This window comes from Natronosalvus halobius (assembly GCF_024138145.1).
Classification (GTDB): domain Archaea; phylum Halobacteriota; class Halobacteria; order Halobacteriales; family Natrialbaceae; genus Natronosalvus; species Natronosalvus halobius.
Window position 1 is genome coordinate 1,284,091 of sequence record NZ_CP099997.1, and the last position, 26,309, is coordinate 1,310,399.

The 26,309-nt window shown below is 64.1% G+C and carries 23 protein-coding genes; 9 read left to right on the top strand and 14 right to left on the bottom strand.

What is annotated here, in order from left to right:
• Nucleotides 1–10 precede the first annotated feature (10 nt).
• A complete protein-coding gene (locus NGM15_RS06220; protein ID WP_253436686.1) occupies nucleotides 11–403 on the bottom strand; it encodes a YlbF/YmcA family competence regulator in 393 nt (130 codons plus the stop codon).
• A gap of 97 nt (nucleotides 404–500) precedes the next feature.
• Between NGM15_RS06220 and dph2 the strand changes: the two genes are divergently transcribed.
• The 4 genes from dph2 to NGM15_RS06240 all read left to right on the top strand — a co-directional run bounded on the left by dph2 (nucleotide 501) and on the right by NGM15_RS06240 (nucleotide 5,554).
• Entirely contained in the window at nucleotides 501–1,550 is a 1,050-nt protein-coding gene (dph2, locus tag NGM15_RS06225) for a diphthamide biosynthesis enzyme Dph2 (protein WP_253436689.1), read from the top strand.
• Between the two features lie 158 nt (nucleotides 1,551–1,708).
• Nucleotides 1,709–2,551: an MBL fold metallo-hydrolase gene (locus NGM15_RS06230; protein WP_253436692.1), complete on the top strand. Its 843-nt coding sequence runs from the start codon at nucleotides 1,709–1,711 to the stop codon at nucleotides 2,549–2,551.
• 72 nt (nucleotides 2,552–2,623) lie between these two features.
• Nucleotides 2,624–4,441 carry an AAA family ATPase gene (locus tag NGM15_RS06235; RefSeq protein ID WP_253436695.1) on the top strand — a complete coding sequence of 606 codons (1,818 nt, stop codon included), beginning with the start codon at nucleotides 2,624–2,626 and terminating at the stop codon, nucleotides 4,439–4,441.
• A gap of 183 nt (nucleotides 4,442–4,624) precedes the next feature.
• Nucleotides 4,625–5,554, top strand: coding sequence for a phosphoribosyltransferase HisG-related protein (locus tag NGM15_RS06240; RefSeq protein WP_253436698.1), 930 nt, complete (start codon nucleotides 4,625–4,627; stop codon nucleotides 5,552–5,554).
• Nucleotides 5,555–5,593: 39 nt separating this feature from the next.
• Here the strand turns inward: NGM15_RS06240 and NGM15_RS06245 are convergent, their stop codons facing one another.
• From NGM15_RS06245 to NGM15_RS06255, 3 genes are all read right to left on the bottom strand, one after another.
• A complete protein-coding gene (locus tag NGM15_RS06245) occupies nucleotides 5,594–6,304 on the bottom strand; it encodes a polysaccharide deacetylase family protein (RefSeq protein ID WP_253436700.1) in 711 nt (236 codons plus the stop codon).
• Nucleotides 6,297–7,400: a methionyl-tRNA formyltransferase gene (locus NGM15_RS06250; RefSeq protein WP_253436703.1), complete on the bottom strand. Its 1,104-nt coding sequence runs from the start codon at nucleotides 7,398–7,400 to the stop codon at nucleotides 6,297–6,299. Before NGM15_RS06250 ends, NGM15_RS06245 begins: the two co-directional genes overlap by 8 nt.
• 361 nt (nucleotides 7,401–7,761) lie before the next feature.
• Entirely contained in the window at nucleotides 7,762–8,160 is a 399-nt protein-coding gene (locus tag NGM15_RS06255; RefSeq protein ID WP_253436706.1) for a universal stress protein, read from the bottom strand.
• Nucleotides 8,161–10,042: 1,882 nt separating this feature from the next.
• On the opposite strand from NGM15_RS06255, the gene NGM15_RS06260 reads away from it, so the two are divergent.
• A complete protein-coding gene (locus NGM15_RS06260; protein ID WP_253436709.1) occupies nucleotides 10,043–10,435 on the top strand; it encodes a DUF5805 domain-containing protein in 393 nt (130 codons plus the stop codon).
• On the top strand, nucleotides 10,425–11,465 hold the full coding sequence (locus tag NGM15_RS06265; protein WP_253436712.1) for a tyrosine-type recombinase/integrase: 1,041 nt from the start codon (nucleotides 10,425–10,427) through the stop codon (nucleotides 11,463–11,465). Before NGM15_RS06260 ends, NGM15_RS06265 begins: the two co-directional genes overlap by 11 nt.
• Nucleotides 11,466–11,587: 122 nt before the next feature.
• On the opposite strand, the gene NGM15_RS06270 is transcribed toward NGM15_RS06265, so the two are convergent.
• On the bottom strand, nucleotides 11,588–12,973 hold the full coding sequence (locus NGM15_RS06270; protein ID WP_253436715.1) for a glycerate kinase type-2 family protein: 1,386 nt from the start codon (nucleotides 12,971–12,973) through the stop codon (nucleotides 11,588–11,590).
• 270 nt (nucleotides 12,974–13,243) lie between these two features.
• Complete coding sequence (locus tag NGM15_RS06275) at nucleotides 13,244–14,188, bottom strand: alpha/beta hydrolase (protein ID WP_253436718.1); 945 nt, start codon at nucleotides 14,186–14,188, stop codon at nucleotides 13,244–13,246.
• A gap of 55 nt (nucleotides 14,189–14,243) precedes the next feature.
• On the opposite strand from NGM15_RS06275, the gene kynU reads away from it, so the two are divergent.
• The gene (gene kynU / locus NGM15_RS06280) at nucleotides 14,244–15,548 is read left to right on the top strand and encodes a kynureninase (RefSeq protein ID WP_253436721.1); all 1,305 of its coding nucleotides are present in this window, start codon (nucleotides 14,244–14,246) and stop codon (nucleotides 15,546–15,548) included.
• Between the two features lie 38 nt (nucleotides 15,549–15,586).
• Here kynU and NGM15_RS06285 read toward each other — a convergent pair whose 3' ends face one another.
• From NGM15_RS06285 to NGM15_RS06315, 7 genes are all read right to left on the bottom strand, one after another.
• Nucleotides 15,587–17,344 (bottom strand): PH domain-containing protein, encoded by a 1,758-nt coding sequence (locus NGM15_RS06285; RefSeq protein ID WP_253436724.1) that lies wholly within the window; start codon nucleotides 17,342–17,344, stop codon nucleotides 15,587–15,589.
• The gene (locus NGM15_RS06290) at nucleotides 17,341–17,829 is read right to left on the bottom strand and encodes a PH domain-containing protein (RefSeq protein ID WP_253436727.1); all 489 of its coding nucleotides are present in this window, start codon (nucleotides 17,827–17,829) and stop codon (nucleotides 17,341–17,343) included. The genes NGM15_RS06285 and NGM15_RS06290 overlap by 4 nt, the downstream gene beginning before the upstream one ends.
• A gap of 123 nt (nucleotides 17,830–17,952) precedes the next feature.
• Nucleotides 17,953–18,186, bottom strand: coding sequence for a transcriptional regulator (locus NGM15_RS06295; RefSeq protein ID WP_253436729.1), 234 nt, complete (start codon nucleotides 18,184–18,186; stop codon nucleotides 17,953–17,955).
• A gap of 234 nt (nucleotides 18,187–18,420) precedes the next feature.
• Nucleotides 18,421–19,827 carry a class II fumarate hydratase gene (locus NGM15_RS06300; RefSeq protein WP_253436731.1) on the bottom strand — a complete coding sequence of 469 codons (1,407 nt, stop codon included), beginning with the start codon at nucleotides 19,825–19,827 and terminating at the stop codon, nucleotides 18,421–18,423.
• 20 nt (nucleotides 19,828–19,847) lie between these two features.
• Nucleotides 19,848–21,566, bottom strand: coding sequence for a PH domain-containing protein (locus tag NGM15_RS06305; protein WP_253436732.1), 1,719 nt, complete (start codon nucleotides 21,564–21,566; stop codon nucleotides 19,848–19,850).
• A complete protein-coding gene (locus NGM15_RS06310) occupies nucleotides 21,563–22,024 on the bottom strand; it encodes a PH domain-containing protein (protein ID WP_253436734.1) in 462 nt (153 codons plus the stop codon). Before NGM15_RS06310 ends, NGM15_RS06305 begins: the two co-directional genes overlap by 4 nt.
• Before the next feature lie 225 nt (nucleotides 22,025–22,249).
• The gene (locus tag NGM15_RS06315; protein ID WP_253436736.1) at nucleotides 22,250–22,507 is read right to left on the bottom strand and encodes a BolA family protein; all 258 of its coding nucleotides are present in this window, start codon (nucleotides 22,505–22,507) and stop codon (nucleotides 22,250–22,252) included.
• 268 nt (nucleotides 22,508–22,775) lie between these two features.
• Between NGM15_RS06315 and NGM15_RS06320 the strand changes: the two genes are divergently transcribed.
• Entirely contained in the window at nucleotides 22,776–23,267 is a 492-nt protein-coding gene (locus tag NGM15_RS06320; protein ID WP_253436738.1) for a DUF7523 family protein, read from the top strand.
• A gap of 38 nt (nucleotides 23,268–23,305) precedes the next feature.
• On the opposite strand, the gene NGM15_RS06325 is transcribed toward NGM15_RS06320, so the two are convergent.
• A complete protein-coding gene (locus NGM15_RS06325) occupies nucleotides 23,306–24,451 on the bottom strand; it encodes an inorganic phosphate transporter (protein ID WP_253436740.1) in 1,146 nt (381 codons plus the stop codon).
• A gap of 156 nt (nucleotides 24,452–24,607) precedes the next feature.
• On the opposite strand from NGM15_RS06325, the gene cysS reads away from it, so the two are divergent.
• Nucleotides 24,608–26,107: a cysteine--tRNA ligase gene (cysS, locus tag NGM15_RS06330; RefSeq protein ID WP_253436742.1), complete on the top strand. Its 1,500-nt coding sequence runs from the start codon at nucleotides 24,608–24,610 to the stop codon at nucleotides 26,105–26,107.
• The last annotated feature ends 202 nt before the right edge of the window (nucleotides 26,108–26,309 follow it).

Here is a 26,309-nt window from a genome sequence, read left to right on the forward strand (position 1 = left end):
GGGACGCCGCTCAGTCGTGACAACAGCCGCCGGCCTCGCCGCCGAAGTCGACCGCGAGGGGGTCCGAAATCGCCCGGTTGATCGTCTCGAGGCGTGCCGTCAGGTCGCCCTTCGCCTCGAGGAAGTCAGCCATCGGCTCCATCGCGTGCAATTCCTGCTGGGTCTCCTGGAGGTGTTGTAAGTCCTCCTGGGAGGCCGTCCCCGTCTGGCGGGCCATCATAAACTCCTGGCGAACGCGCTCGAACTCGTCGATTTTCGCCTGGACCTCGTCGTCCGCTTCGACGGCGCGCTGGGCCTCCTCGAAGGCCTCGTACTCGGGCAGAGTCGTGATGGCTTCGCCGAGGGCTTCGCCGAGGGTTTCGACGTCGGTCTCGGTCGGGTCGGGGGCGGTTTCGACGCTCATGAACTCTGGTTGGGACGCGGGCCGTTTGTATGTGCCGGATCCGCCGTCGGCGTCGGAAACCCGCGTCGTTTTACGTCCGCGTCCGCAATATCGTCCAATGAGCCAGGAGTCGGAGTACAGCGAGGGTGACCTCCGGAACACGGGTATGTCCCTCAAACACGACCGGGAGTGGGACTACGAACTCGAGCGAATCGTCGAGGCCGTTGAGGAGAAAGACGCGAAGAAAATCGGGTTGCAGTTCCCCGAGGGATTGAAACGCCGCGGCCCGAAGGTGGCCGACGACCTCCGGGAACTGGTCCCAGAGGACGTGACGATCATGCTTTCGGGCCAGCCCTGCTACGGTGCCTGCGACCTGGACACCTACCTGATGAAACGCACCGACGTGTTCGTCCACTTCGGCCACTCGCCGATGAAGGATACGGACAAGGTGATCTACGTCCCGCTGTTCTCGAACGTCGAGGTGACGCCGATCATCCAGGAGGCCCTGGAGACGCTCGAGTCGCCCGACGAGTTACCGGAAGTCGGACTCGTCACCACCGCCCAGCACATGAATCGCTTCGATGAAATGCGCGACTTCCTCGAACAGCAGGGCTACGAGGTGAAGACACGTCGCGGCGACGACCGCCTGACCCACGAAGGGCAGGTACTGGGATGCAACTACGCCAGCGCGGACGTCCCCGCCGACCAGGTGCTCTACGTCGGCGGCGGCAAGTTCCACCCGCTCGGCCTGGCGATGGAACACCCCGACAAGCACGTCGTCATCGCCGACCCGGTCAACAACGTCGTCACTGTGGCGGATACGGAGAAGTTCATGAAACAGCGCTACGGCGCCGTCCACCGCGCGATGGACGCCGAGAAGTGGGGCGTCATCTTCTGTACCAAAATCGGACAGGGCCGCTGGGAGAAAGCCCAGGAAATCCTCGAGGGCAACGACGACGCCTACCTCATCACGATGGACGAGGTTACCCCCGACCGCCTTCGCAACTTCGACATGGACGCCTTCGTCAACACCGGGTGTCCCCGGATTACGACCGACGACGGCCCCCGCTTCCACAAGCCGATGCTCACCCCCGGCGAGTACGAGATTGCCGTCGGGAACGAACCCCTCGAGAACCTCGAGTTCGACACGTTCCACGGGACCTGGTGAGCACGGCCGCGACCGGTCCGATATTACTACACCAATCATAGTAATACCCTGCAAATTATATAATTTAATTGACAACTGTTAACGCTCGAGAGAACCCGAAATTTTGCGAGCAAAATCGAACGACAACACTTACCCACCGCCCTCACACAGACTCGAGCATGGCAACGAGCGACTGGGGAGACTGGCTCCCGAACGCGATCGAATCGGCCGACCCAGACGGGGTTTCGATCTGGTACCTGGGCTGTAACGGCTTCGTCCTGAAGGGGCGCGAGGGGACAACCATCTACGTCGACCCCTACGTCGGCCTGGGCGACCCGCCACGGACGGTACGGATGGTTCCCGTGCCCTTCGATCCCGAGGACGTCGACCACGCCGACGCCCTCCTGGTCACCCACGAACACACTGACCACGTCCACGGCCCGAGCCAGGCGCCGATTCTGGCGAACTCGAGCGCCACGCTGTACGCCCCCGACGACAGTCTCGCGGTCGCGCGCGAAGACGAAGCGTGGACCGATAACTGGGACGTGACGGACGACCAGTTCGCCGAAGTGACAGTGGGCGACACCCTCGAGATTGGCGAGTTCACGATTCACGTCGAGTCGGCCAACGACCCCGACGCAACCCACCCCGTGAGCTACGTGATCGAACACGAGGCGGGCACGGTGTTCCACGGTGGCGACACCAAACCCCCCGAGGACGATTCGTTCGAGCGCATCGGCGAGACGTACGATCTCGACCTCGGAATCCTCGCATTCGGCACGGTCGGCACTATTCCCGACAAGGAAACGCGCGAACCCGTGCGCACGCGGTGGTACAACGACGAGAATCAGATCATCGAGTGCGCCGAGGCGCTGCAACTCGAGACTCTGCTCCCCAGCCACTGGGACATGTGGAAGGGGCTGACCGCTGACCCGAAAGTGCTCCACCATCACGCCCGGAGTTTCGAACACCCCAAGCGACTCGATGTCGTCGAGATCGGTGATCGGGTCGATCTCACCTGAAAAGAAACGAATTCGGTCGCCCCAAACGAACGCCCGTTCGTTTTAAGGTAATGCTGAATTAACGTTGCTCGCATGAGCGAAACCGCGGATGGTGAGAAGGTGGTCGAGGTGACCGACAATGGGATAACGGTGCGAAAGTCGTTCACCGCAGACGAGTTCCCCGTGCCGGCCGTCCGGTTCGAATTCGAATCGACGCGAGAGGAACCGGCGACGATCCGACTCTCCGAATCGATCCCGGAATCGTTCCCGATGGACAGCGTCGGTTTCCACCCAGAGTACCACAGCGAGAACTGGACGGCGTTCCAGGACAACCACGTCGAGTTCTCCGGTGTCGTCTCGCCCGACAACTCGCTGGTCACGGTTTACGGAGTCCGCCTCAACGAGGAGACGGACCCGACCGATTTTCTGACCGAACCGACGATCGAGGGTGTGTCCTCGGACGGAGACGAAGCAGGTGATGGGGATGGCGATCTGGAGGACGAAGCCGAGGCAGACGAGGAAGCGGCCGGCCACCTCGACGAGACGATGATCGACGACATCATCGCCGACGACAGCAACCAGGTGGTCAAGGACATGCTGTCGGGGGAAGCCGACAGCGTGCCAGGCCTCGAGGACGATGAGGATGGTGTGGACGATGGAGACGATGAGGAGTCGAGCGAACCGGAGGACGAATCCGCGGAGGCGACTACAGAAGCCGCGAACGAGGACGAAACCGCAGAAGCCGAAGACGAGGGCGAGCCCACAGAAGCTGAAAACGAGGACGAGTCGATCGACCTCGACTTCGACGAATCGGAAAGCGAGGATACGGTTTCCGACGACGCTGGCGACGCTGACAACGAAGACACCGGCGGCTTCCTCGACGAGGACGAAGGACTCGACCTCGATCTGGGCGACGTCGACACCGACCCGACCCCAGTCGACGAGGACGAAGGAGACGACGAGGACGAGGACGCCCCCGACATCGACCTCGGATTCGACGGCGAGGAGCTACCGGATCCCGCAGACGAGGACGAACCGGAAGACGACGCGCCGACGATAGAACTCGACCTCGAGGCGGCGGCCGCTGAGGCGGACGACGCAGACGATGCGGTAGACGATACCGAAGATGCCGACGCCAAAGACACCGACGTCGAAGACGCCGAGGCAGAGGAACTGGACCTCGAGGATCCCAGCGACGACGACACGGACAGCGATATGGACGAGGGCAAGGATGAGATCGAGGACGAAACCGACGTGACCGACAAACAGATCGCAGACGTGGCGAACGACGCCCAATCGCTCCCAGCCGACGCCGCGTCCGTCGGCGCGGCTCTCGCCAAGGAACTCCGCTCCGGTGAACTCGACGAGGATGACCGCGAGGCGATCCGGTCGGCCCTGGATGCCGACGTCGACTCCGAACCACCGGAGGCCACCCTTTCGGGTAGCGACGCCGCAAAGATCGAGCACCTCCAGTCCCGGGTGGAAGAACTCGCCGCCTACACCGGCGCGCTCGAAGAGTTCCTCGACGAGAACGGGACCGGTGAACAGCTCATCGACGAGTTCACGGAGCTAGTCGACTCGTTCGAGGCCGACCTCGAGGCGGTCAGCGAGACGGTCGAAACCGTCGACGAACGAACTGAGAACCTCGAGGCCGAACTCGCTGACACCGATTCGGCAGTCGACGACATCGAGGACGATTTGGAGGGCGTCGAAGGCGACCTGGAGAGCATCGAAGGCGACCTCGAGGAGGTCGAATCCGATCTGCAGGAATCTATCGACGATGTCGAATCGTCGGTCGAGGACGTCCAGTCCGACGTCGAGACCCTCGAAGACGACCTCGAGGAGGTCCGAGACGAGGTCACGGACATCACGGAGTGGCGGAATCAGCTGGGTTCGATGTTCTCGGAGTAGCTGTTCCGTTCTGTCGACCGTTCCGTGCTCTCGTTTCGATCGAAGCCCTGGTTGACGCCACGGACACCACGACCGTCACGGCCACCACAAACACCACGGTTACCACGCCGCCACAGACACCACAGCCACGACATTTTCACCTGAAACGTAACCGGTTTAGCTGCCCGTCTCACAGCTACGCCAATGGGCGAGCGCATTCCACTCGCGATGCCGCGAAAAGGTCGACCGCTCGAGTCGGTCCTCGACCTGCTGGCACGTCGGCTCGACGTACCGGACCTCGCGGACGACGTCATCACGACGCTTCGACACGAGAAGGCCGTGACCAAGGGCTCCGTCGAGCCCGACGAGCCCGACATCTACCATCGCCTCGCCACCTACAGCGCCGTCGACGATTCGATGGCCCCCGAGTACACCCTGCTCCGGGACGACCGGGCCGGCAAGCCCCGACGGATCGTCTTCGACAGCGTCACAATCCCGCTCGAGGGCGTCGACGGCGTCTCCGAGGGGACTGAACTCGTCCTCGTCGGCCGCGAGGAACCGTTTCGCGCCCTTCGAACTCACGAGTTCGCACTTGGATTCGACAGCGCCGACCTCATTCTCGAGGAGGTCGTCGACCTGCGTTCGGACCCCCTCGAGCGCATCGCCGACGTCAACGCACGGATCGATCCCGCAAACACCGACGTCCAGGTCGTTTCTGGCCTGGGAGACACCGTCTACCACACGTTGATGGCGACACCCGACGCCGCCCCCACGAGCGAGGCGATCGATCGGGACTTCCTGCGAGACTACGCGGGCCCGCTGTGTATCACGCCCCGTTACGAACGGCTGGTTCGGGCCGTCCTCGGTACCGAAAGCCTCGAGAACGTCCGGTTTCAGTACCCCGGCGAGGGCGTCGAGGAAGAGCGGGCCATCGCCGAGACGGGCGTTGGCGTCTACCTCACCGTCACGGGCTCGACCGCCAGGGACCACGGGTTGGTCCTAGGCGAGCAACTGTTCCCCAGTGAGACGGTTCTGATGGAGAACGCCGCCGAAATTTCCTCAGAAGTGGCCGCTGTTCGCTCGCTACTCGCGGATGGCGACACGGAGACGGAACTCGAAGTCGCACTCTCGTAGTCGTAACGCCTCGCCGGGCCCCGATACACCACGCAACCCTCAAACGCCGAGCCCGTCCAGGTACGAGTCGACGTGTGCACGCTGTCTTGTCGCGATCTCGGCGACGATGTCGGCCATCCGTCTGGGAGATTCTCCCCACAGCCCCGGGTGAACCAGCAGTTGCATCCGTTCCGGCCGTCCCTCCGGAAACGGCGCCTCGGAGCGCCACTTCTGGCTCGAGTCCGACCGGTAGGTAATCTCCGAGAAGTACGCCGGCTGGTAGGTGTTCTCGAATCCGTCGAAGTCGACGTCGAGCACCCACTCGGGCGGGCGGTGAAACGAGACGACGTCGACGTGGCGGTTGAGCATCGTCCCCAGCACGTCGCACTCGGCGCGCACCTGCGTTCGGAGTTCGTCGTCGCTCGGCCGGCCGTCCCAGTAGTGGTGAGTATTGAAGTGAACCGCCACGTCGTGACCAAGCGCCTGAATTTCCCCCAGAGCCTTCGACCGATCGACCTCGAGCAGATTGTAAATCGGCGTCGTCACCAGCACGCAGTAGGTCGACGAAATGTCGAGCGCGGCCTCGAGCCGTGCCATCTCGAGAGCCAGTTCTGGTGAGAGATCGACGTCGTGGCGCAGGATCACCTCGTCGCGGTCGAGGGGCCGGCCGAAGCCCACGAACGAGACGCCGTCTTCGAGCAACGTACGAAGGAGGTGTTCGTACTCCTGGAGGGTATACTCGAGGCGCTCGAGCGTCGAGAGTTCAGGCATTCCGGTCACCCTGACCTGAATCTGTACCCGTATTCGAATTTGAACTCGAGAGATTTTCGTGTTGGTCGGGCCGATCCACGCGATCCGGTTCGCCGCGGGAGTCGAACCGATCGCCCACGGCGGGTTCCCAGTCCGAGGTCGAGTCCACTTCCCACTCGCGGACGAGCAGAGTTCCGTCGCCGGTCGCGACGACGAACTCGTCGGTCCAGAAGACCTCGACGATTGTCCCGGGCGGAGCCGACTTCGCGAGGTCCGACGAGAACGGAATGGCTTCCCAGATCATAACCTGTTCAAGGTGGTTCCGGGAGCCGTCAGCGTTGCTGGGCGCGTCGGCCTCCGCGTTGCCGTCGCCATCGACGTAGGTGAACGCACCCGGGTAGGGATCGGCTACCGCCCGAACGAGATTGTACAATTCCCGAGTGCCGTCTGCCCAGTGCACCTCGCCGTCCTCGGGAGTCCGCTTCGGATAGTACGTCGGTTCCCCGGTCTGCGGTTCGAAGGGCCGTTCGCCCTCGAGAATCGGCTCGACGACCTCCAGGAGCATCGTTTCGAGACACATCGAGACCTTATAGTACAACGTCTCGATGGTGTCGAACTCGGTGACGTCGAACTTCCGGGTCGTCACGACGTCCCCGGAGTCGGCGCCAGGATCAAGTCGAATCACCGAGAGGAGAAATCGGTCGCGGTCTTCGATGAGCGACCAGTTGAGTGGCGAGCGGCCGCGCCCCTTCGGCAGGCCGAACGCGCTGCCGTGGTTCCCGAGGGCGCCGTGGGTTGCCGTCTCAAGGATCGATTCCGGAATCAATCGCTGCCAGCCGTTGACGATCAGGAGGTCGGGGTCGATCGTCCGGAAGTGATCCAGGTCGGCCGCGTCGGTCATCGAGTACGTCCGCGGGTGGTACACCTCGAGGTCGTGGGCCTCCGCGGTCGGTCGGAGGGAGGCATAGCCGGAGACGGCGTTCGCCTCGGCCATCTCGGGATCGATCGTCACGACCGAGTCGATAGGCAGGCCGTGTTCGAGGAGAGCTTCGAGAACGTTCCGACCGGGCGCGGTACACCCGACGTAGACGATCGAGTGCTCGCTGTCAGCGGTCATGTCCACAGTGAAGATGGATGGTCACATTGTTAGATGCCGATTTCCGCTCTGTGGGTAATGCCTTCCTCGATCACGTCGACGCTCCCTCGATCACGTCGACGGCACGTCGATCACGTGGGTACTACGTCAATCAGCACCTCGAACTCGATCGTTTTCGCAGTGATCACGACAAGTCCGGACATCCTCCTCGAGGCGTATGCACACCGTCACGACGACCGGGAGAATTACCATCCTCTCTCCGATCGCATCGTCGAAATCGACGCCGTTGGGGGCGCCTGCTCGAGCGGTCGGTGCCCCGCAGAGCGTGGCATCGTCGAGGGAATCGTCAATCGTGCTCGAGGTGAACGGTCCGGGAAGACACTCAGGCGTCCCGTTCACTGCACAGCAAGACGGACCGGTTCGTGTTGAGAAACACGCCCTGAGCCACGCTGCCGAACAGCGCCTTTCCTGCCGGCGACCGTTTTCGACCGGCGATCGTAATGACGTCCGCCTCGTGTTCGTCCGCGGCGTCGAGAATTTCGTCGACGGGATTCCCACTTCGGCCCTCGACCCCGACATCGAACCCAGCGGCCTCGAGCACCGCCTTCGCTCGACGGACAGCACCGAGCTGTGTGACGGACGCCCCTTCGGGGTTATCGGTGAAGATGTGGACGACTCGCACTCGCGTCGACGCTGACTCCAGTTCAAGGCCGACGATGGACTCTGCCTGTGCGACTGCCCGGTCCTCGTCTCGATCGACTGCCAGTAGGATCGTGGACATAGGTAGACAGTCACGATCCGACGACAAATAGGTACGGCCGAACGGTATCTGTCCGGAACACGATCCGTTCGCCACCCGGACGAAACGTGCTGGAACGACCGACTCCGGGTATCGCGGTAGCCACGACGTCCGGCGATAGTTCCGGCGATACTCGAGCTATCAGCTTCCTTCTCACCAGGCCAAATTCAATATACCATTATGGAGTTTATGAGTTGTACCTCAGTCTTCGATTAGACAGGAATTACTGATGATTTGTCAAGATGAGCTCACTATTCCCACCAGCCCGCCCCAATTTCACCGGGGTTGAGGGACGGTTTCGAGGCGACCGAACGTCGGTGTATTCCCAACCCGCCGGGCGGGCTGAGGCGGCAAACTGCCCGAAACAACCAGGACGAGCAGCGATCGAGAGTCGGGACCGGACGAGACAATTTCGTTCCCCTCGATATTCACGCTTGCCGTTCTAGGAAGTACATCGACCACTTCTGTCGCCAGTTCCCAAGCCAGCGCGAGATGAATCGTGCGTCATCAACGGACGAAACCGCCTGTAGCTGGACGCGCCACACCACCAGGACCAATCGGGCCCGTTGGGCCGCACCGTGTCATCGAACACCTTCACGGGCCGCGTGAGCGGTTCTCTGACCCAGAGAGCGTTCCGAGACCGATCCACCCGAAGCGGCTTCTCCACCCCGTGCACTAACGTCCACACGCGCTGGTACGGAACCCAAAGGCAGGTTCGAGCGCCTCGAGGTGAACTGGCCCGGTCGAAGGACCCTCTCGATACCAAAGACGTACTAATTCCACCAGCAAAACGATCAAATCTGGCCGCAACTGGGCGCACTCCTCGAGGGGTTTCGCTGTGGTCAAGAGCAAGTGTAGCGGCTGTAGCGAAAGCGAATGTTGAGAGACAGCGACACGATCAACCAGTACTTCCAGGAGAGTGATTGAACCCGTTACCCAATACGGGGTGAATCCCCATCTCAGACGGTCGCAATTGTTGCTCCGGCCAAACGGAGGCTCCTCGACATCGATACATCGTTGTCTGAGCTACCCTGGTGTCGTAATCGATTCCAGACGACGCCACCCGTTGATCGAACGTCCCCTCCGCCTCTTCGCTACATTTCCCGACGAAAGCCCTCTCGAAGAACGTCAACCGAGCCTTCGTCCTGGAGAACAGGTCGTTTTCGATCTCCAGGCGTGCTGGAACGACAGTGTCCTAATTGCGACACGCAATCCGAATCCGTGGGTTCCGTTCCGTCTTCTCTCAGACGCTCGAGTCCGCTCGGCAGATGGACGCACCCTCTCGATAGCGGAGTGATGTGCGAACACGGCCAGCTTGCGGTATGTCCGACCCACGACCGCTCGTCTCTCGACTTTGAACAAGCGACCTGGCCCTCTATTGCTCGTTGTCGAAGATGGATACATCACGACTTCGGACGGACACGTTCATCGACGCGCCTCGACCCGGGTCTGAACGACCTTCGACCACCGTTCGACCACACCTCCTGGAGCGGACTCCGCCACCGGTCATCATCGGCTGGATCGACGCCACACTATTTATCAGAATATGTAGAATTCCCCGCTCCGGATAATTAGAGATTCGGGACACAATCGACTCGGACTCGGTAGTGAAGCACCCCGGTTCAGTTTCGTCATGGACGACTTACCAGGCTAGCCTTCGTATGCTGCAGCAATTCGTTGAATTCTAATCTTGATCAACATACTCATTCTGACCAATCTCTAATCCCAAACTACAGCATATGCTATCCGCAAATATAGAATTGCATACTCATAGTTAGGTATAATCCAGGCATCCATGTTTAGATAAGGTCTCTTATCTCGAGTAATAGCTAGATTGATTATCCTCGAGTACGGACCGTCTTCCATGAGTGACGATCCGGATTCGGAGACCGTCGTCGTCAGAACGTACGTCCCTAGATACCAGAAAGAAAACTGGGCCACCCACGCTGACGAACTCGACATGAGTCAGAGCGAGTATGTAAGAAGTATGGTACAATCCGGTCGGAAGGGGTTCGAATCGTTAACAGCGGAGACCCCTTCTCCGGACGCTACCCCTGGGGGTAGCGGTCTCGAAACACAGGTCCTCGACTTACTTCGTTCCGGGACCTATTCGTGGGAAGAATTGCTCGATGCAGTGAGCGACGACATCGAGTCTCAGCTCGACGAGACGCTCGAGCGCCTCCAGGCGACGAACCGGGTTCGATACAGCGGCCGCCACGGCGGATACACCCTGAGCAGTGATACCGATGGCAACTGACCGAGCGAGCGAGCCAGCCACGATCGAGGAGCCAGTTTCCTACTTCCTCGAGGAGCAACGCTATCACGGCAAGAGCGAGCGGACGGTCGAGGCCTACGAACGCGTTCTCGGGCAGTTCGAGACGTTCGTCGAAGACGAGAGCGGCGTTACGCCTGCGAACGCGACTCGCCGGGAGTGTATGGCCTGGGTACACTCCCTGCGAGGCCACCTCGAGCCGAGTACGATCGCCACCTACGCCTCCTACGTCCACCGATTTTACGACTACATGACCCGCGTCGAGGCCTTCGAGGGGAATCCGATGTCGCTGGTCGTCGAAGAGATGAACGAATCGATCGACACGAACCCGACCAGACGTGAGATCTCGATCCCCGAAATGCGATCGTTCGTCGGAGACCTCGCTCATCCCCTCGAGCGCGCCGTGGTCGTCACCCTCCTCAAGACGGGAATGCGTGTCGGCGAGCTCTGTAACCTGGATCTACGCGATCTGCACGCTAATTTCGAGGCGGTCGACCTCGAGTGGACGCCACGAGTTCAACTCGAGGCCCGTCCTGACTCGCTGTACGTCGACGAGAAACCGATACGCGGCGCGGTCGTCAACGGAGAGGAACGGACGGCATCGAACAAGCGCAAGCGCGGAACCGTGATTCCAGTCGATTCGGAGCTACAGGCGGTTCTCGCCGAGTGGTTGGCGATTCGACCAGACGCGCGGTCGACGGCCGAACCGCTCTTCCTCGACACCGGCGACAGCTGGGGCCAGCGCCTCGAGCCCTCGGACGTGCGCTATATTGTCGAGGAACGTGCTCGAGCGCGGGGCTGGTATCGAACGGGCGGCGGTGCGAGCGAGAACGTGACGCCCCACTACTTCCGGCACTTTTTCACGACCCATCTCCGCGATCGGACGGGTGATCGCGGGGTCGTCAAGTACTTGCGGGGGGACGTCGCGAGTGACGTGATCGACACGTACACCCACGATTGGGGTGATCAGGTTCGAACGGTGTATGAAGCGAACATCTACTCGCTGGGGGTCTGAACGAGCGATTTGCGGAGTTTCGAGTTATGAATCGAACCATAGCTGTTGGGTTATTGTCCATACTGCCCGGCCCACAACAGACAGATAAATCGTATCCTGCTATATTGAACTCGGGCCGAATTTTACCGTTCGGTGACCCCCCGTTCCACGACGAGGGCCCGAAGATCGTTGACGTTCGTTCCGGTCGCTCCCGTCCGAATCAGCGCGTTCGCCGACCCGAGCGCCGGATAGGCGTCGTTTCGCTCGAGCGCTCGTCGCGCCTTCAGCGGATCGAGTGATCCATCGCGGCTGACGGTTCGCTGGTCGGCGATGGCTCCCGCTGCGTCCGTCGCACCGTCGATACCATCGGTGTCGACGCTGGCGACGACCGCCGGGACCGCGAGTTCGAGCGCCCCACCGAGGACGAACTCCTGGTTCGGGCCGCCTCGTCCGTGATTGTCTACGAGCGTGACAGTGGTTTCCCCGCCCGAGAGGACGACAGCCGGTGGCTCGACTGGCGTCCCCGTGCGGGCAATTTCCTCGGCAATGGCGACCTGTGTTTTCGCGGCCTCGCGTGCTTCGCCTCGGACGGACGAAGAGAGTACAAGCGGCGCGTAGCCGCGGTCGGCGGCGACCTCCTGGGCGGCTTCGAGTGCCGTGTTCGCATTGGCGACGACGTGGCAGTCGATGTCGTCGAACACCGCATCGTCGCCGGTCGGCGTCTCTCGTTCGTTGCCGTCGGCCCCGCGTCGGAGGTGCTCGAGGATCGGTTCCGGAGCGTCGATTCCGTAGCGATCGAGCACGTCGAGCGCGTCCGCGAAGGTCGTCGAGTCGGGCGAGAGCGGCCCGCTGGCAATCACGCTTGGATCGTCTCCGGCGACGTCACTGACGAGCAACCCGACGACGGTCGCAGGAGCCGCGGCGCAGGCGAGATTCCCGCCCTTGAGCCTCGAGAGGTGTTTGCGGACGGCGTTGATCTCGTCGATGGATGCGCCGCTCGCGAGCAGTGCCTCGGTAGTCTTTCGGAGGGCCTCGAGCGAGAGACCGTTCGCCGGGGCTGGAAGAAGGGAGCTACCGCCCCCGGTGAGACAGCCAAGGACGAGGTCGTCCGGGCCGGCGTCCGCGGCCCGTTCGAGGACTGTGTTCGCCCCTTCGACCCCGCGTTCGGAAGGGACGGGGTGATCGCCGGGTAGCACGTCGATACAGTCTGTCTCGACGGGGTCGTCGGTGACCACGACGCCGCCGTCGATCCGATCCCCCAGCAGGGATTCGAGCGCCGCGGCCACGTGTCCCGCCGCGTTTCCGCCGCCGAGAACGACTATGTCGTCGAACGCCTCGAGGTCGTAGGTCCTCGAGGGGCCGGTGACAGGACTGACGGTGAGGTGCTCGTCGTCGAGTGCGAGTGCGTCGGAGACGACCCGTCGCGGGTGGGCCGCGTCGATACCCGCGACCAGACAGTCCAGGGCGACCGCTCGCGACTTGCTCGAGGCGAGTGCGTCGTAGTCCTCGATGGAAACGTGTGCGGTCATCCCGAAAGCTGTCTCTCGAGTCGCTGTCGCAACGAACCCTGCCTCTCGAGTTTCCGTCGCAATTCAGTCGTCGTGTGTCCGTGCATACGGGACGTGTTCGACACACTCGCCTAAAGTGTTGAACGTCGAGCCACCGTCGTGCACCGTTCTACTCGCGAACGCGCGTACTCCCTCGAATTCTCCCCTGAGTTGATGCTATACTATCTATAGCTAATAGAACTGAACTCGGTTGATCAGCGGGTCGGCGTACGCGTCGCCGTCGGAACCAGCTCATAACGCCGACCGGATCCGGTCGGTGAGCTTCTCCATCGCCTCGGCCGATCGCTCGACCTCATCGGCCAGGCTCAACGCGCCGTGGGGTAACGACGGGTAATGGTGATGAGTCGTCGCCACGCCCGCACCCTGGAGTGCCCCGGCGTAGGCGATTCCCTCGTCACGAAGTGGGTCGTGACCGCAGGTGACGACGGTGGCCGGTGGAAGTCCTTCGAGTGAGGGAGCCCGCAGGACCGACGCGTAGGGGTTCGCACCGTCGACCGGGTGGCGGAGGTACTGATCCCAGAACCAGCGCATGTCCGCGCGGGTGAGCAGGGGGCCGTCCCCGTTCTCCGTGTACGACGGCGTGTCGAACGCGTGGTCGGTGATCGGATAGCAGAGCACCTGCTGGGCCAGCACGTCGGCTCCTTCCCGAGCGTCCCACCGGGCGACCGCGGCTGCGAGGTTGGCCCCCGCGCTCGAGCCACAGACCCCGATTCGACCTGAGTCGCCACCGACGGCTTCCACGTGCTCGCCGACCCACTTGAGGGCGGCGACCGCGTCCTCGAGCGGGGCCGGAAACGGGTGTTCGGGGGCGAGACGGTAGTCGACCGAGACGACCAGCGACCCCGTCTCTGCGGCGAACGCCCGACAGAGGTCGTCGGCGGAGTCGAGCGTGCCGAGCGTCCACCCACCGCCGTGGTAGAAGACGAGTACCGGGAGGTCGTGAGCCTCGAGCGGGCGGTAGACGCGAATCGGAATCTCGCTCCCGTCGTCGGGTCCAGGAATCGCGGTGTCTGTCACCTCGGGGAGTGCTATCGTCGGCTCGCCGCCGAAGACGTCGTCCTCGAGTCGCCGGGCTGCCTCCACCGAGAGGGCGTTCCACGGCGGAAGCGTTCGATAGGTCGGCTCCTCGAGTAGGCTCGCAACCTCCGGATTCAGGTCGGTCCGTCGTGTGTCCATGACGGGCCCTTGCCGCGGCACAAAGATGAATGGGGGTGGCCGCGAAGGTGGGTGTATGAGCGACCCCGAGGACGGAGCCGGATCGGATAGCGACGGGGAGTTCGACGCCAGCGAATCGAGGGCCCGCGAACTCGACGCGAGCGATCCGCTCGCGGGCTTTCGCGACCGTTTCGACGTACCTGACATCTGCTACCTGGACGGCAACTCGCTCGGTCCGGCGAGCGACGAGGCCGTCGCCGCCCTCGAGCACGTCGTCGAGGAGTGGCGCACCCTCGGAGTGCGTGGCTGGACCGAGGGTGACCCACCCTGGTTCTGGTACGGCGAGCGCCTCGGGGACCGACTGACACCGATGGTCGGCGCGAAGTCCGACGAGGTCGTCATCGGTAACTCCACGACGGTCAACATCCACACGCTGATCGGGACCTTCCTGAAGGCGGCCGACGGCGACACCGTCGTGGTCAACGAACTCGACTTTCCGACCGACCACTACGCCATCACCTCCCAGCTTCGAGCGCGCGGACTGGACCCCGACGAGCACCTCGTTCGCGTCGAGAGCGAGGACGGCCGAACCATCGAGGAAGACGCGATCCGGGAGGTCGTCGACGACGAAACGGCGATCCTGTTCTTCCCCTCGGTGCTCTACCGGAGCGGCCAGTTGTTCGACCTCGAGGCACTCACCGAGATCGCCCACGAGCACGACGCGTTCGCGGGATTCGACCTCGCCCACTCGATCGGCGCAATGGCCCACGACCTCTCAGGAATCGGCGCGGACTTCGCCGTCTGGTGTCACTACAAGTACTGCAACGCCGGCCCCGGCGCTGTCGCCGGCCTCTACGTCAATGAACGCCACTTTGGGACGCGTCCTGGACTCGCTGGCTGGTGGGGTCACGAGAAGGAGACACAGTTCAACCTGAACCTCGAGTACACGCCCGCCCGCTCGGCCGGTGCCTGGCAGATCGGGACGATTCCGATCTTTTCGGCCGCGCCGCTCGACGGCGCGCTGTCGGTCCTGGAGGAGGCCGGACTCGAAGCAATCAGACGGAAGTCGGTCGCGCTCACCGAGTACCTCGTCGAACTCACCGACGAGCGCCTGAGCGAGTACGGCGTGGACGTCGGGACTCCTCGCGATGCCGACCGCCGCGGCGGCCACGTCGCTCTCGAGCACGACCAGGCCTACGCGCTCGGCGCGGTTCTCCGGGAACGCGGCTACGTCGTCGACGTTCGCCCGCCGAATGTCGTCCGGGTCTGTCCCGCACCCCTGTATCTGGGCTATCACGACGTCTGGGCCTTCGTGGACGTCCTGGACACGTTGTTCGACGAGGATTCGCTCGACGCGGTCGACCCCGATGCCGTAACCTGAGAATCCGGCGGTCTGGAATTGTTCAGGTCCACCTCGCCTCAGTCGCTGGCCGATCCACTGCCCTCGCCAGACCGAACTCGTCGTTGTTCCTGTAGCCGCTGCTCGAGCGTCCACTGGACCTCGAACGCCCGCTCGGCGTCGATGTCGTGAGCCGTCGCGGGCCGTCCGAGAAGGGTCGCCGAACTGGCCGTGTCTGCCGTCACGCTCGCGAGGCGACGTCGGCGCTGGAACACCGTCTGTGCGTTCAGCACGGACTGCACCCGGTAGGCGGGAACGATCTTGGTCGACCGTCGCCAGAAGCCGGTTCGCGCGTAAAAGTACGCCTCGCCCACTCGGTAGCCGCGATTGCGCCACTTCAGGTGGGCCGCGGGTGGGACGAGGAAGAGCAGCGGCGCGAACGCGTACCAGTCGCGCACGATTTCGGTTCGGGAGGCCAGGACGTAGCCGGCGGCGAGCACCACGGTGATGACGGCGATGTACCGGACGGCGTAGCGTTCGCGGGCCCTGAGCGGCGGTCGCTCGAGCGGTGGGAAGTCAACGTCGTGTGAATCGTCGGTGGGCGCGTCTGTTGCGTCAGCGGGAGCGTCAACGGCGCCGACGGCGTCAGGGGCGCCAGGGGCGCCAGGGGTGTCAGGGGTGTCAGGGGCGTCAGGGGCGTCGAAGGCGGATCCCGTAAAATCGGCCGTCTCCGCCGCCCCGATCGTCTCGCCCATCTCGCTCGCCTCGAACGGCTCGATCGACCTGGCGAGCGCGACGACGCGACCGACCTCAGCCAGCGGAATCGCCGATTCGGTCCCGCGGGAATCAGACTGTTCGGGACCGTAGCCGGCGGTCTCGACCGCCAGCGAAGCGTAGCCGAACCACCGGTAGGGGACGGACTCGGTGATCGTGAGCGTCTGGACCTTCTCGAGCGGGATAGTCCCGCTGTAGCGCTGAACGAGGCCCCGTTCGTAGTAGAGTTCGTCGCCGACTCGCGTCAGTCGGAAACCGTAGTACCGCGTCAGCGTGAGGAGCGCGCTCAGAATCCAGGCCGCGAGCAGAAAGAGGAACCCCGCCCAGAGGATAGCCACCACTCCCGTTCCTGGGAGGTCGCTCTCCAGGAGGTCGATGGGGACGAGCGTCGTCGGGTCGAACCCGCTGGCGAACGAGAGGATGAGCCCCCCGAGGAGGCTCGCGCCGGGATCGATCGTGAAGACGCTGAGGATGGCGAGTTCCTTCGGCTTGATCCGAAAGAGGGTCCGTTCGGCGTCCTGGTGTCGTTCTCCCGCGACCCCATCAGGTTCTCGAGGCGCACGGCCAGCGTCCGTGTCGACGGCCGTCGGCCCTTCGCGGTCGACGTCATCGGGTTCCGCCCCGACGCCGGCACCCGTTCGGAGACGGCGGGTGAGCGCTCGAGCCTCCGCCTCGTCGACGTACCGGAGCGTGATCTCGGTCTGGCTCCCGCCGGCCGTCTCGACGTGGACCGCCGCGATGCCGAACAGGCGATGGAGCGCCGTCTGGCGGACGTCGACGTTCTGAACGCGGTGGAGTGGGACCTCGCGGTCGCGTCGCGAGACGACCCCCGAGACGACGTCGAAGGTGTCGTCGGCGACGGCGTACCGGAATCGCTCGTAGTAGGCGAGTTCGTAGAGGATGCCGACGAGGATCCCGCCCAGGACGAACACGCCGATGACGAAGAGGTTCGCCCCGGCCTCGCCTGGAGACGAGACGAGACCGACGACGAAGAAGAGAAAGCCGAGGTTGAGACTCCGCGAGAGCGAGCGGACGATCACCGACGACGGATGGAGGCGCTTCATACGGCGTCTTCACCGTTGGTTTCGATCGTGAGTTCGCGGAGCCGTTCCTGTAACGCCTCGGCCCGGTCGGGCGTGAGGCCGGGAATCGCCACGTCGGCGTTCCTGGACCCTGCCGTGTAGACCACGAGCGTCCCGAATCCGAGGGCTCGCTCGAGCGGCGACCGCCTGGAGTCGACGTGCTGGACGCGGACGTAGGGGACTACGGTCTTGATCCGGGTAAAGACGCCGCGCTCGATGTACAGCGACTGGTCGCGGAGCGTGAAGCCGAACACGGCGTACCGGCGCCAGGCGACGGCGGTCCGGACGAGAGAGACGAGGACGACGAGCGCGACGGTTCCGAGGAGAATTCTATCCGTGCCGATCGCCAGCACCTCGCGAGTCTGTAACGCCACCAGGAGGCCCCCCAGGACGGTGCCCAGGATCACGGTTCGAACGACGGCGGCGACGATCCAGACCCAGCGAATCCTCGGCTCGAGTCGTTCCATCGGGTCGGGATTCGACGGACAGCCCGATAAAGCGTCTGACAGCGGGCAGAAATTGAGAGTTGTGGCCGCAGCGATTAGAAGGGCAGCCAGTCAGAAGGTCAGTGGAGTAGTCGATCCAGTCGATCAGTGAGTCGCTTTCCGAATCGCGTCGATTTCGTAGAGGTCCTCGTGGAGTCCCTCGCCATCACAGTCCTCCGTCGGGCACGCGTAGTGCCAGCCGTCTCGAGTCGCGTCGCGTTCCCGGAATCGCTCCCCACAGACCTGACAGTACAGTTGTCCTTTCTCACACGAGTCCCGGTGTATCTCGAGGGCGAGCGACGTCTGGAACGACTGGTTGCAGTTGCGACAGGTGTGCATACGAGGAGTGACGTGAACCCAGGCCAAAAATCACGTGGGTTCGTTTATTTCACCGTATTCACCGCCGATTGGGCCACTCTCGGTCGATTTTGGCGTCGGGTTCGAGAAAAAATGAGCGTCACGATCCAGTGAGCGTGATGCGGATCAATCAGTTTCGATTACAGGTCGACCCGAGAAAACGAGGATAGGTCGCGGTGGAAAAACGCTACTCGAAGTGTGTCGAGAACCCGTCAGTTACTCGTCGCCGAGGATGCCGCGCTCGGTCATCTTCCGCGGGTCGAGCACCTCGTCGGCCTCGTCCTCCGTGAGGTATCCCTTCTCGAGGGCGACCTCGCGAACCGTCTTGTCCTCCTTGAGCGCCGTCTTCGCGACCTCGCTAGCCTTGTCGTAGCCGATGTGGACGTTGAGCGAGGTCGCCAGCGCCATCGACTGCTCGACCTGCCGTTCGCAGTACTCCTGGTTTGCCTCGAGCTTGCGGACGAAACGGTCGGCGAACACCGTGCTCGCGTTCGAGAGGAGTTCCGCCGACTCGAGGAAGTTGTGCGCCAGGACGGGCTTGTAGAGGTTGAGGTCGATCTGGCCCTCGGCGGCGCCGGCAGCGACGGCGGCGTCGTTGCCGACGACCTGTTTGTGGACCTGATTCACGGCCTCGGCGACGACGGGATTGATCTTGCCGGGCATGATCGACGATCCGGGCTGATTCTCGGGCTGTTCGATCTCACCGAGGCCGTTTCGCGGGCCCGAGGCGAGCAGTCGCAGGTCGTTGGCGATTTTGTTGAGCGACCCTGCGACGACGCGAAGTGCGCCGTGGGCCTCCGACATGGCGTCGTGGGCGGCCTGCGCTTCGAAGTGGTCGTCGGCCTCGCGGAACTGGACGCCGGTCTCTTTGGTGATGTACTCGGCGGCGCGCCCGGGGAACTCGGGGTGGGTGTTCAGCCCCGTCCCAACTGCGGTTCCACCGAGGGCGAGTTCTGCGAGGTGCTCACGAGTCTTGTCGACGCGGGCGAGCCCCTTCGCGACCTGCGTTCGGTAGCCGCCGAACTCCTGGCCCAGGGTGACCGGCGTGGCGTCCTGGAGGTGCGTCCGTCCGGTCTTGACGACGTCGTCGAACTCCTCTTCTTTCGCTTCGAGCGCCTGGCGAAGCGTGTCGAGCGCGGGGATGACGTCCTTCTCGACGGCCTCGAGGGCGGCGACGTGCATCGCCGTCGGGATCACGTCGTTGCTTGACTGGCCGAAGTTGACGTGGTCGTTCGGGTGGACGACGCGGTCGCCGATTTCCGAACCCATGAGCTCGGCGGCCCGGTTGGCGATGACCTCGTTGGCGTTCATGTTCGAGGAGGTGCCAGAACCGGTCTGGAACACGTCGACGGGGAACTGGTCGTCGAGGTCGCCCGCGATGACCTCGTCGGCCGCCTCGACGATGGCGTCGGCGACGTCCTCGTCGATCAACTCGAGGTCGCGGTTGGCCTGGGCCGCGGCCTTCTTGACGACGCCGAGGGCGCGAACGAACCGGCGGCCGAACGTGATCCCCGAGATGGGGAAGTTCTCGACCGCTCGCTGGGTCTGTGCGCCCCAGTAGGCGTCGGCCGGGACCTGCATCTCGCCGAGACTGTCCTCCTCCGTGCGAAACTCGTCTCCCATACCCTAGCGGTTCGCGGGCGTCAGGTAAAATCCACCGAAAACCGCGGCCCCTCGTCCGTCGCGTCGCGACGCTCGCGCAGGGCCGTCTGCAACCGTTTCCGACCCGTCGAGGCGACGGTTCGGCCGTCCCCGAGGTCGACGTCGTATATCGTCGGCGTCTTCCAGACGAACGTCTGAGAGCTGGCCGTGTCGACGACGACCGAGGTCAGTCCGAGTCGACGCTGGAAGATCGACCGGCGGTTCGAGACGGTCTGGATGCGGTAGTAGGGGATCACGGTGGTCCGGCGTCGCCAGAAGCCCCGACGGATCACGAGGTGGTCGTCGCCGACGGAGTACCCGAGGTTGACGTAGCGGAGGTGGGCCGCCGGGGGCACCGCGAAGAAGATGGCCGCCGAGAGATACCAGTACCCCGTCCCAAATCCGGTCAGGCTCGAGACGCCGAACGCGAGCACGACGAAAACCGCCGCGACGAGCGCGTAGCGCACGAGGTAGCGCCGGCGGGCGACTGCCGGTGGCGACTCGAATCGCGGGGGCTCGGTGCCCGTGAGGTTCTCCGCGAACGTCTGGACACGCTCAGCCCTCGCCAGCGGGACGGCGGACGTGCTCCCACCGCTCGAGTCCGGACCGTAGCCGGCGGTTTCTACCCAGAGGCCCGCGTAGCCGAGGGCGCGCTGGAGCGGATTGTCGGTGATCGTCACGGACTGGACCTTCTCGGCCGGAACGGAGCCGCTGTAACGCTGGAGCAGGCCGCGCTCGTAGACGAAGTCGTCGCCGGCGCGTCCGAGCCGGAAGTCGTAGTAGGTGACGAAGGTGTAGGCGACGCTGACGGCGTAGGTGACGACGACGGCGTTCACTACCGAGGCGAGCCCCAGAATCAGGTAACTCGAGGGCGTCCCGTCTGTGAACGAGGCCGGGCCGCCGAACGGCTGGGCCGTCGCGAGCAACAGCGCCTCTACCTGGTTGGTGAAGAAGAACGCGAGTGCGAGAACGCCGGCGGCCGCTGCCGGGCGAACCGTCGTAAACGCGTAGAGCAACAACTCCCGCGCGTCGAGTGCGAAGAGGAGCGTCGGTCGGTCGTCCTCGAACGGCGCCTCCGTCTCCGTTTCTGTTTCCGTCCTCGTGGTCGAGGCCCCGAGGTCCGAACCCGTGGGGGCCGGGGCCTGGCCGCTCGAGGGGTGCTCCCGCTCGCTCTCGTGCTCACGTTCGTGCTGGTCGGTTTCGTCCGGTGTGGTCGTGGAGTTGGCCGCTGGAGCGGACGTACTGGTGGCGGTCTCGGCCGCACCGGTTCGTCTGGCGGTTCGCCGCCGAATCTCGCGCTGCACGCGCTTCGCTTCGTCCTCGCCGACGAAATCGAGTGCCGCTTCCGTCTCGCCGCCGCCGGCGGTTTCGATCGAGACGACGGCGAGACCCACCACGCGGTGGAACACGCCCTGGCGAACGTCGACGTTCTGAATGCGCCGGTAGGGAATCTCTCGAGCGCGTCGGGAGAAGACGCCGGAGGCGACGTCGACCGTATCCTCCGTGAGCGCGTACCCGAACCGGTAGTAGTACGCGAGTCCGTACGCGGCGCCGACGAGCAGTCCGACGGGTGAGAGATACAGTGTCCAGGACACGGAGACGGCGTCGAAGACGGCACTCAGCGCGCTCACGAGGAAGAACGGCATCGAGAATCCGACGACGGCCGACCGGACCGTGGTCGTGACCGCGCTCAACGGGTGGAGGCGACTCGAGCCCGTCATACGCCGTCGTCGGCCTCGCTCTCGACGGCCAGTTCCCGGAGCGTGTCCTGGAGGCGGCGGGCGCGTTCGGGGGTGAGTCCCGGGACTCGTACGTCGGCGTTTCGCGAGCCGGCCGTGTAGACGACGACGCTCGAGAGGCCCAGCGCCCGTTCGACGGGGCCGAACTGCGTGTCGACGTGCTGGACGCGAACGAACGGGACGGCCGTCTCGACGAACGTCACGACGCCCCGCTCGAGGTAGAGCGCGTCGTCCTGGAGGTCGAAGTGCCAGCGGCCGTAGAGGACGATCGCGTAGACGATGCCGAGAACGAGTGCGAGTGCGACGACGGCGACCGTCACGGTGATCGGTATCGAGAACAGCCACTGGTCGACGGCGCTGACGGCGACGCCGAGGAGGACCGCCAGCAGCACCCACCGAGCGATCCACACCAGGCGAATGCGCGGATGCAACGATTCCATAGCCGAATCCTCTCAGGTGAGTCGGATAAACGTGCGGATTGGTGGCGCGTTCGGTTGTCGAGTCGCCGCCGTAGAGTGTTCAGTCGCCGGGGCTGTCACCGACGAGCGTTCGGTCGTCGAGTCACTGTTGTCGAGCGTCCGGTCGTCGAGTTGGCACCGACGAGCGTTCGGTCGTCGAGTCACTGTTGTCGAGCGTTCGGTCGTCGAGTTGGCACCGACGAGCGTTCAGTCGTCGACGCGCTCGGCGTACTCCGCGGGAGTGTACGTCGATAATTCGAGGGCGTGGATGTCGGTCGTCATGTGTCCCTCGAGGGCGTCGTAAACGCGTTGGTGTTGCTGGACGAGTGGGAGGCCCTCGAACGCCGGCGAGATGACCGTCGCCGCCAGGTGATCGTCGTCGTGGTCGCCGCGGGCGCGGGCGACGGTCACGTCGGCGTCCTCGAGTTCGGATTCGATGAGAGATTCGACGGCTTCGGGTTCCATGTCCGGTTCATCGTCCGAAGTGCCCAAAAGCGCCCCGGTCTCGTCGTCTCCGTTACTGTAGCCGCCACCGTCTCCGTTACCGCCATCTCCGCCACCGTCGCCGTTGTTGCCATTTCTGTGACTATCTTCGTAGCCGCCGTCCTACCCACCCCCTCCGTAGCCGCCGTCCTACCCACCCCCTCCGTAGCCGCCGTCTTCGCCACCGTCCTCGTTGCCGCCGTCGCCGTCGGCCGGCGCGTTTATACTGGTCGCCTCCACACCGCCGAACATGTCACTCGCAGCCGACACGCGACGGGCAGTCGACGCCCATCCGTTTCTCCACACCGCGCTCCGTGCAGGCGTGGTCAACTACACCGCCGCCGCCCGCTTCCTCGCGGTGGACGGCGAAGCCGACGCGGTCGCGACGGCGCTCAGGCGCTACGCCGACGAACTCGAGGCACTCGATTCGGACGACCGGACCGTCCGCGTTCGCATGCAAAGCGGCGTCGGGCCAGTCAACGACCCCGACGAGGCCATCCTGGCGGTCGGCTCGACCCTCCTCGGCACCGGGGGCGACTCGAGTGCGTACACGGCAATCGTCGCGACGGGCGAGGTGGACGCGCGAGCGGTTTCGACGGCCCTCGCGGCGCTGAGCATCGCGGACATCGAGGTGGTCGCCGCCGGGTTCGAACCCGAAACGCTCGTCGTCGCGGTCGAGCGACTCGACGGAGCGAACGCCGTTCGGGCAATCGAGGGCGTCCTGGAGACGGCACTCGAGTGAGGAGGAGCGTGTCGGTCTCGAGTGAGGCGAATCCCACGTCAGTACACCGGTGCGACGGAGAAGACGGCGTAGGCACCGACGGTCGAGACGATCGGGATCACGTGCTGGAGCGTGAGCACGCGGGCGCTCTCGAACGGGTCGAACTCGAGTTCGGGTTCGGACGAGTCGTTCTTCGACGCGATGGCTCCCCTGGCCTCAGCAGGGTCGAGGCCGCCATCGCCGATGGGAGCGCGTATTCTGCCGTTGGAACCGTCGTCGCTGCGGAGTGTCCGACTCCACCCGAGTCCCGCGATGGAGACCGTCGCGACGATCACGAAACTCGCGGGGATTCCCAGCAGTGAGAGTGTAGTGATGATAACCCCACTGACCGTCGACGCAACGAGTGCGGCAGGGAGGGGGAGTTCGACGATCTCGTTGCCCAGCGTCTCGATGGTTCGTCGAGCGATCGTCAGCGCACCCAGGGCGACGGCGGCCGATCCCAGAACGATGCCGGCCGACATGTCGAGTACGCCACCGCCGATCAGCGGCGCGACGATGTTCGCGATGTTGGAGGTGCCGGAACTGAACGCCATGAGACAGCCAACGGCGACGACTACGCCCCCGGCCAGTAATTCGTCGCGCTGGCTCGAGGTGACGGTTATCGAGGGAATCGTTCCAGATTGGTCCAGGGCGAACAGTGGTTCGTTCGAACTCGACTCCGAGATCCAGTCGGCGATCCGCTGGTAGGAGAAGTACCCGATGGCTACCGAGACAGCGAACCCAGCAATCGGGGCGACGACCCACCAGAAGACGATCTCGCGCATCGTTGCCCACTGCAGTTCGCCGCTGGCCACGCCCAGGCCGGCGATTGCCCCGACGGTGGTCATCGAGGTCGACGCGGGGACACCAGTTCGATTGCCGGCGAACAGCGCGAGGCCGATGAGGCCGAGGATGACGATACTCGACTCGAGCGTGAAGAGCGACGAATCGTGGAGTACCTGCTGCCCGAGCGTGTCGACGACGCGACGACCGATCGTCGCCGCACCGAGGCCGAAAAAGACGGCCATCAACCCCCCAGCGACGACTTTCGGTACGAGCGACGCCCCGACGGCGGGTCCGAACGCCGGCGCCGTCGTCGAGCCCCCGATGTTGAACCCAACGAAGACGGCGATCAGAAGCGCGAAAATCAGCAGTGGCTCGGGCATTGTCTCAACGTTTCGAAATCCGTTGATAACGCTTCTTCCAAAACAACTTGGTGGGATGAGCGTGGAACGCAAGCGGCCGGATGATTGAGTAGGCCCGTGTCGACGGTCGACACCCCATCCGACGCTTTAAGGTTTGCCCGCGAAGACACTCGAGTAATGACCCTGCACGTGACGAATACGTTGACGGGCGAAAAAGAGCCGTTCGAGCCACAGGATCCCAACAACGTCCTCCTCTACTACTGTGGCCTGACGGTTTCGGACCCGCCCCACCTCGGGCACGCTCGCTCGTGGGTGCACGTCGACGTGATGCACCGCTGGCTCGAACACACCGGCTACGGCGTGCGTCACGTCGAGAACTTCACCGACGTCAACGAGAAAATCGTCGCCCGCGTCGGCCAGGACGACCTCGGAGACGACGAAGCCGAGGTCGCCACAACCTACGTCCAGCGGACGATCCAGGACATGCGCTCGCTGAACCTCCTGCGGGCAGAAGTGTACCCCCGCGTCTCGGAACACATCCCCGAAATCATCGACCTCGTGGACACGCTCGTCGAGTCGGACTACGCCTACGAGTCCAATGGCTCGGTCTACTTCGACGTGACGACGTTCGAGGAGTACGGAGAACTCTCGAACCAGGACATCGAGTCGATCGAAGCCCAGGGCGAACCCGACGAACAGGCCGAAAAGCGCCACCCCGCCGACTTCGCGCTCTGGAAGGCAGGTCCAGTCTCGGAGGCGGCCGTCCACGAACACAGCAAAGGTGCGACCTGGAAGGAGACGCCGACCGGCCAGACCTGGGACTCCCCGTGGGGAGAGGGGCGTCCTGGATGGCACATCGAGTGCTCGGCGATGAGCATGACCCACCTCGGAGAAACTCTCGATATTCACGTCGGCGGCCGGGACCTCGTCTTTCCCCACCACGAGAACGAGATCGCCCAGAGCGAGGCCGCGACGGGCCACCGGTTCGCCCGCTACTGGCTCCACTGTGAGTTGTTCCAGATGGGCGAGACGAAGATGTCCTCGAGTCTGGGCAACTTCGTGACCGTCGACGAAGCCGTCGAGAAGTGGGGGACAAACGTCCTCCGAACGTTCCTCACCGCGGGGGCGTACAACAGTCAGCAACTCTACAGCGACGAGACCATTGCGGAGGCCGAGGAGCGCTGGGAACGCCTCGAGCGCGCCTACGACGCCGCCGTCGACGCGCTCGATTCCCCCATAGCAAAGTCGAAATTCGCCGACGAGGAACTTCGTGAGTCTGTGGCCGCTGCGCGGGAGGCCTTCACCGAGGCGATGAACGACGACTTCAACACCCGCGAGGCACAGTCGGCCCTGCTCGAGGTCGCGAGCGCGGCGAACCGACATCTCGAGGGCGTCGACGGAGAGAGCGGACCGGGGGCGTACGACTACCAGGGCCTGAATCGAGCCGTCGAAACCCTCGAGGACCTCGGCGGCGTGCTCGGGTTGACCTTCGGCGGCGCCGATGCGAGCGGTAACGTCGAACTCGCGGGCGAGGTCGTCGACCTGGTCCTCGAGATCCGCGAGCAGGAACGAGACGCGGGCAACTACGAGCGCGCCGACGAACTGCGCGACGAACTCGAGGCCATCGGCGTCGAGGTCCAGGATACGGACGAGGGGCCAACGTTCCGGCTTCCGTGACGGCGGCTGTTCACGTCACACTCCCTGGTTCGACCGTCGTCAGGGTCCGTGACGGGCTCGAAACCCGTGTTCGTCGCGAAGGCAGAAACGAGCGCAGCGGGTATACTCTTGCGATAGAAACGAGAAGGCGAGGCGGGCTGGCGACAGCGGAGCGGGCGACCACCGAGTACGACGATGCCGTGTTACGGTAGCCGCCGCGAGG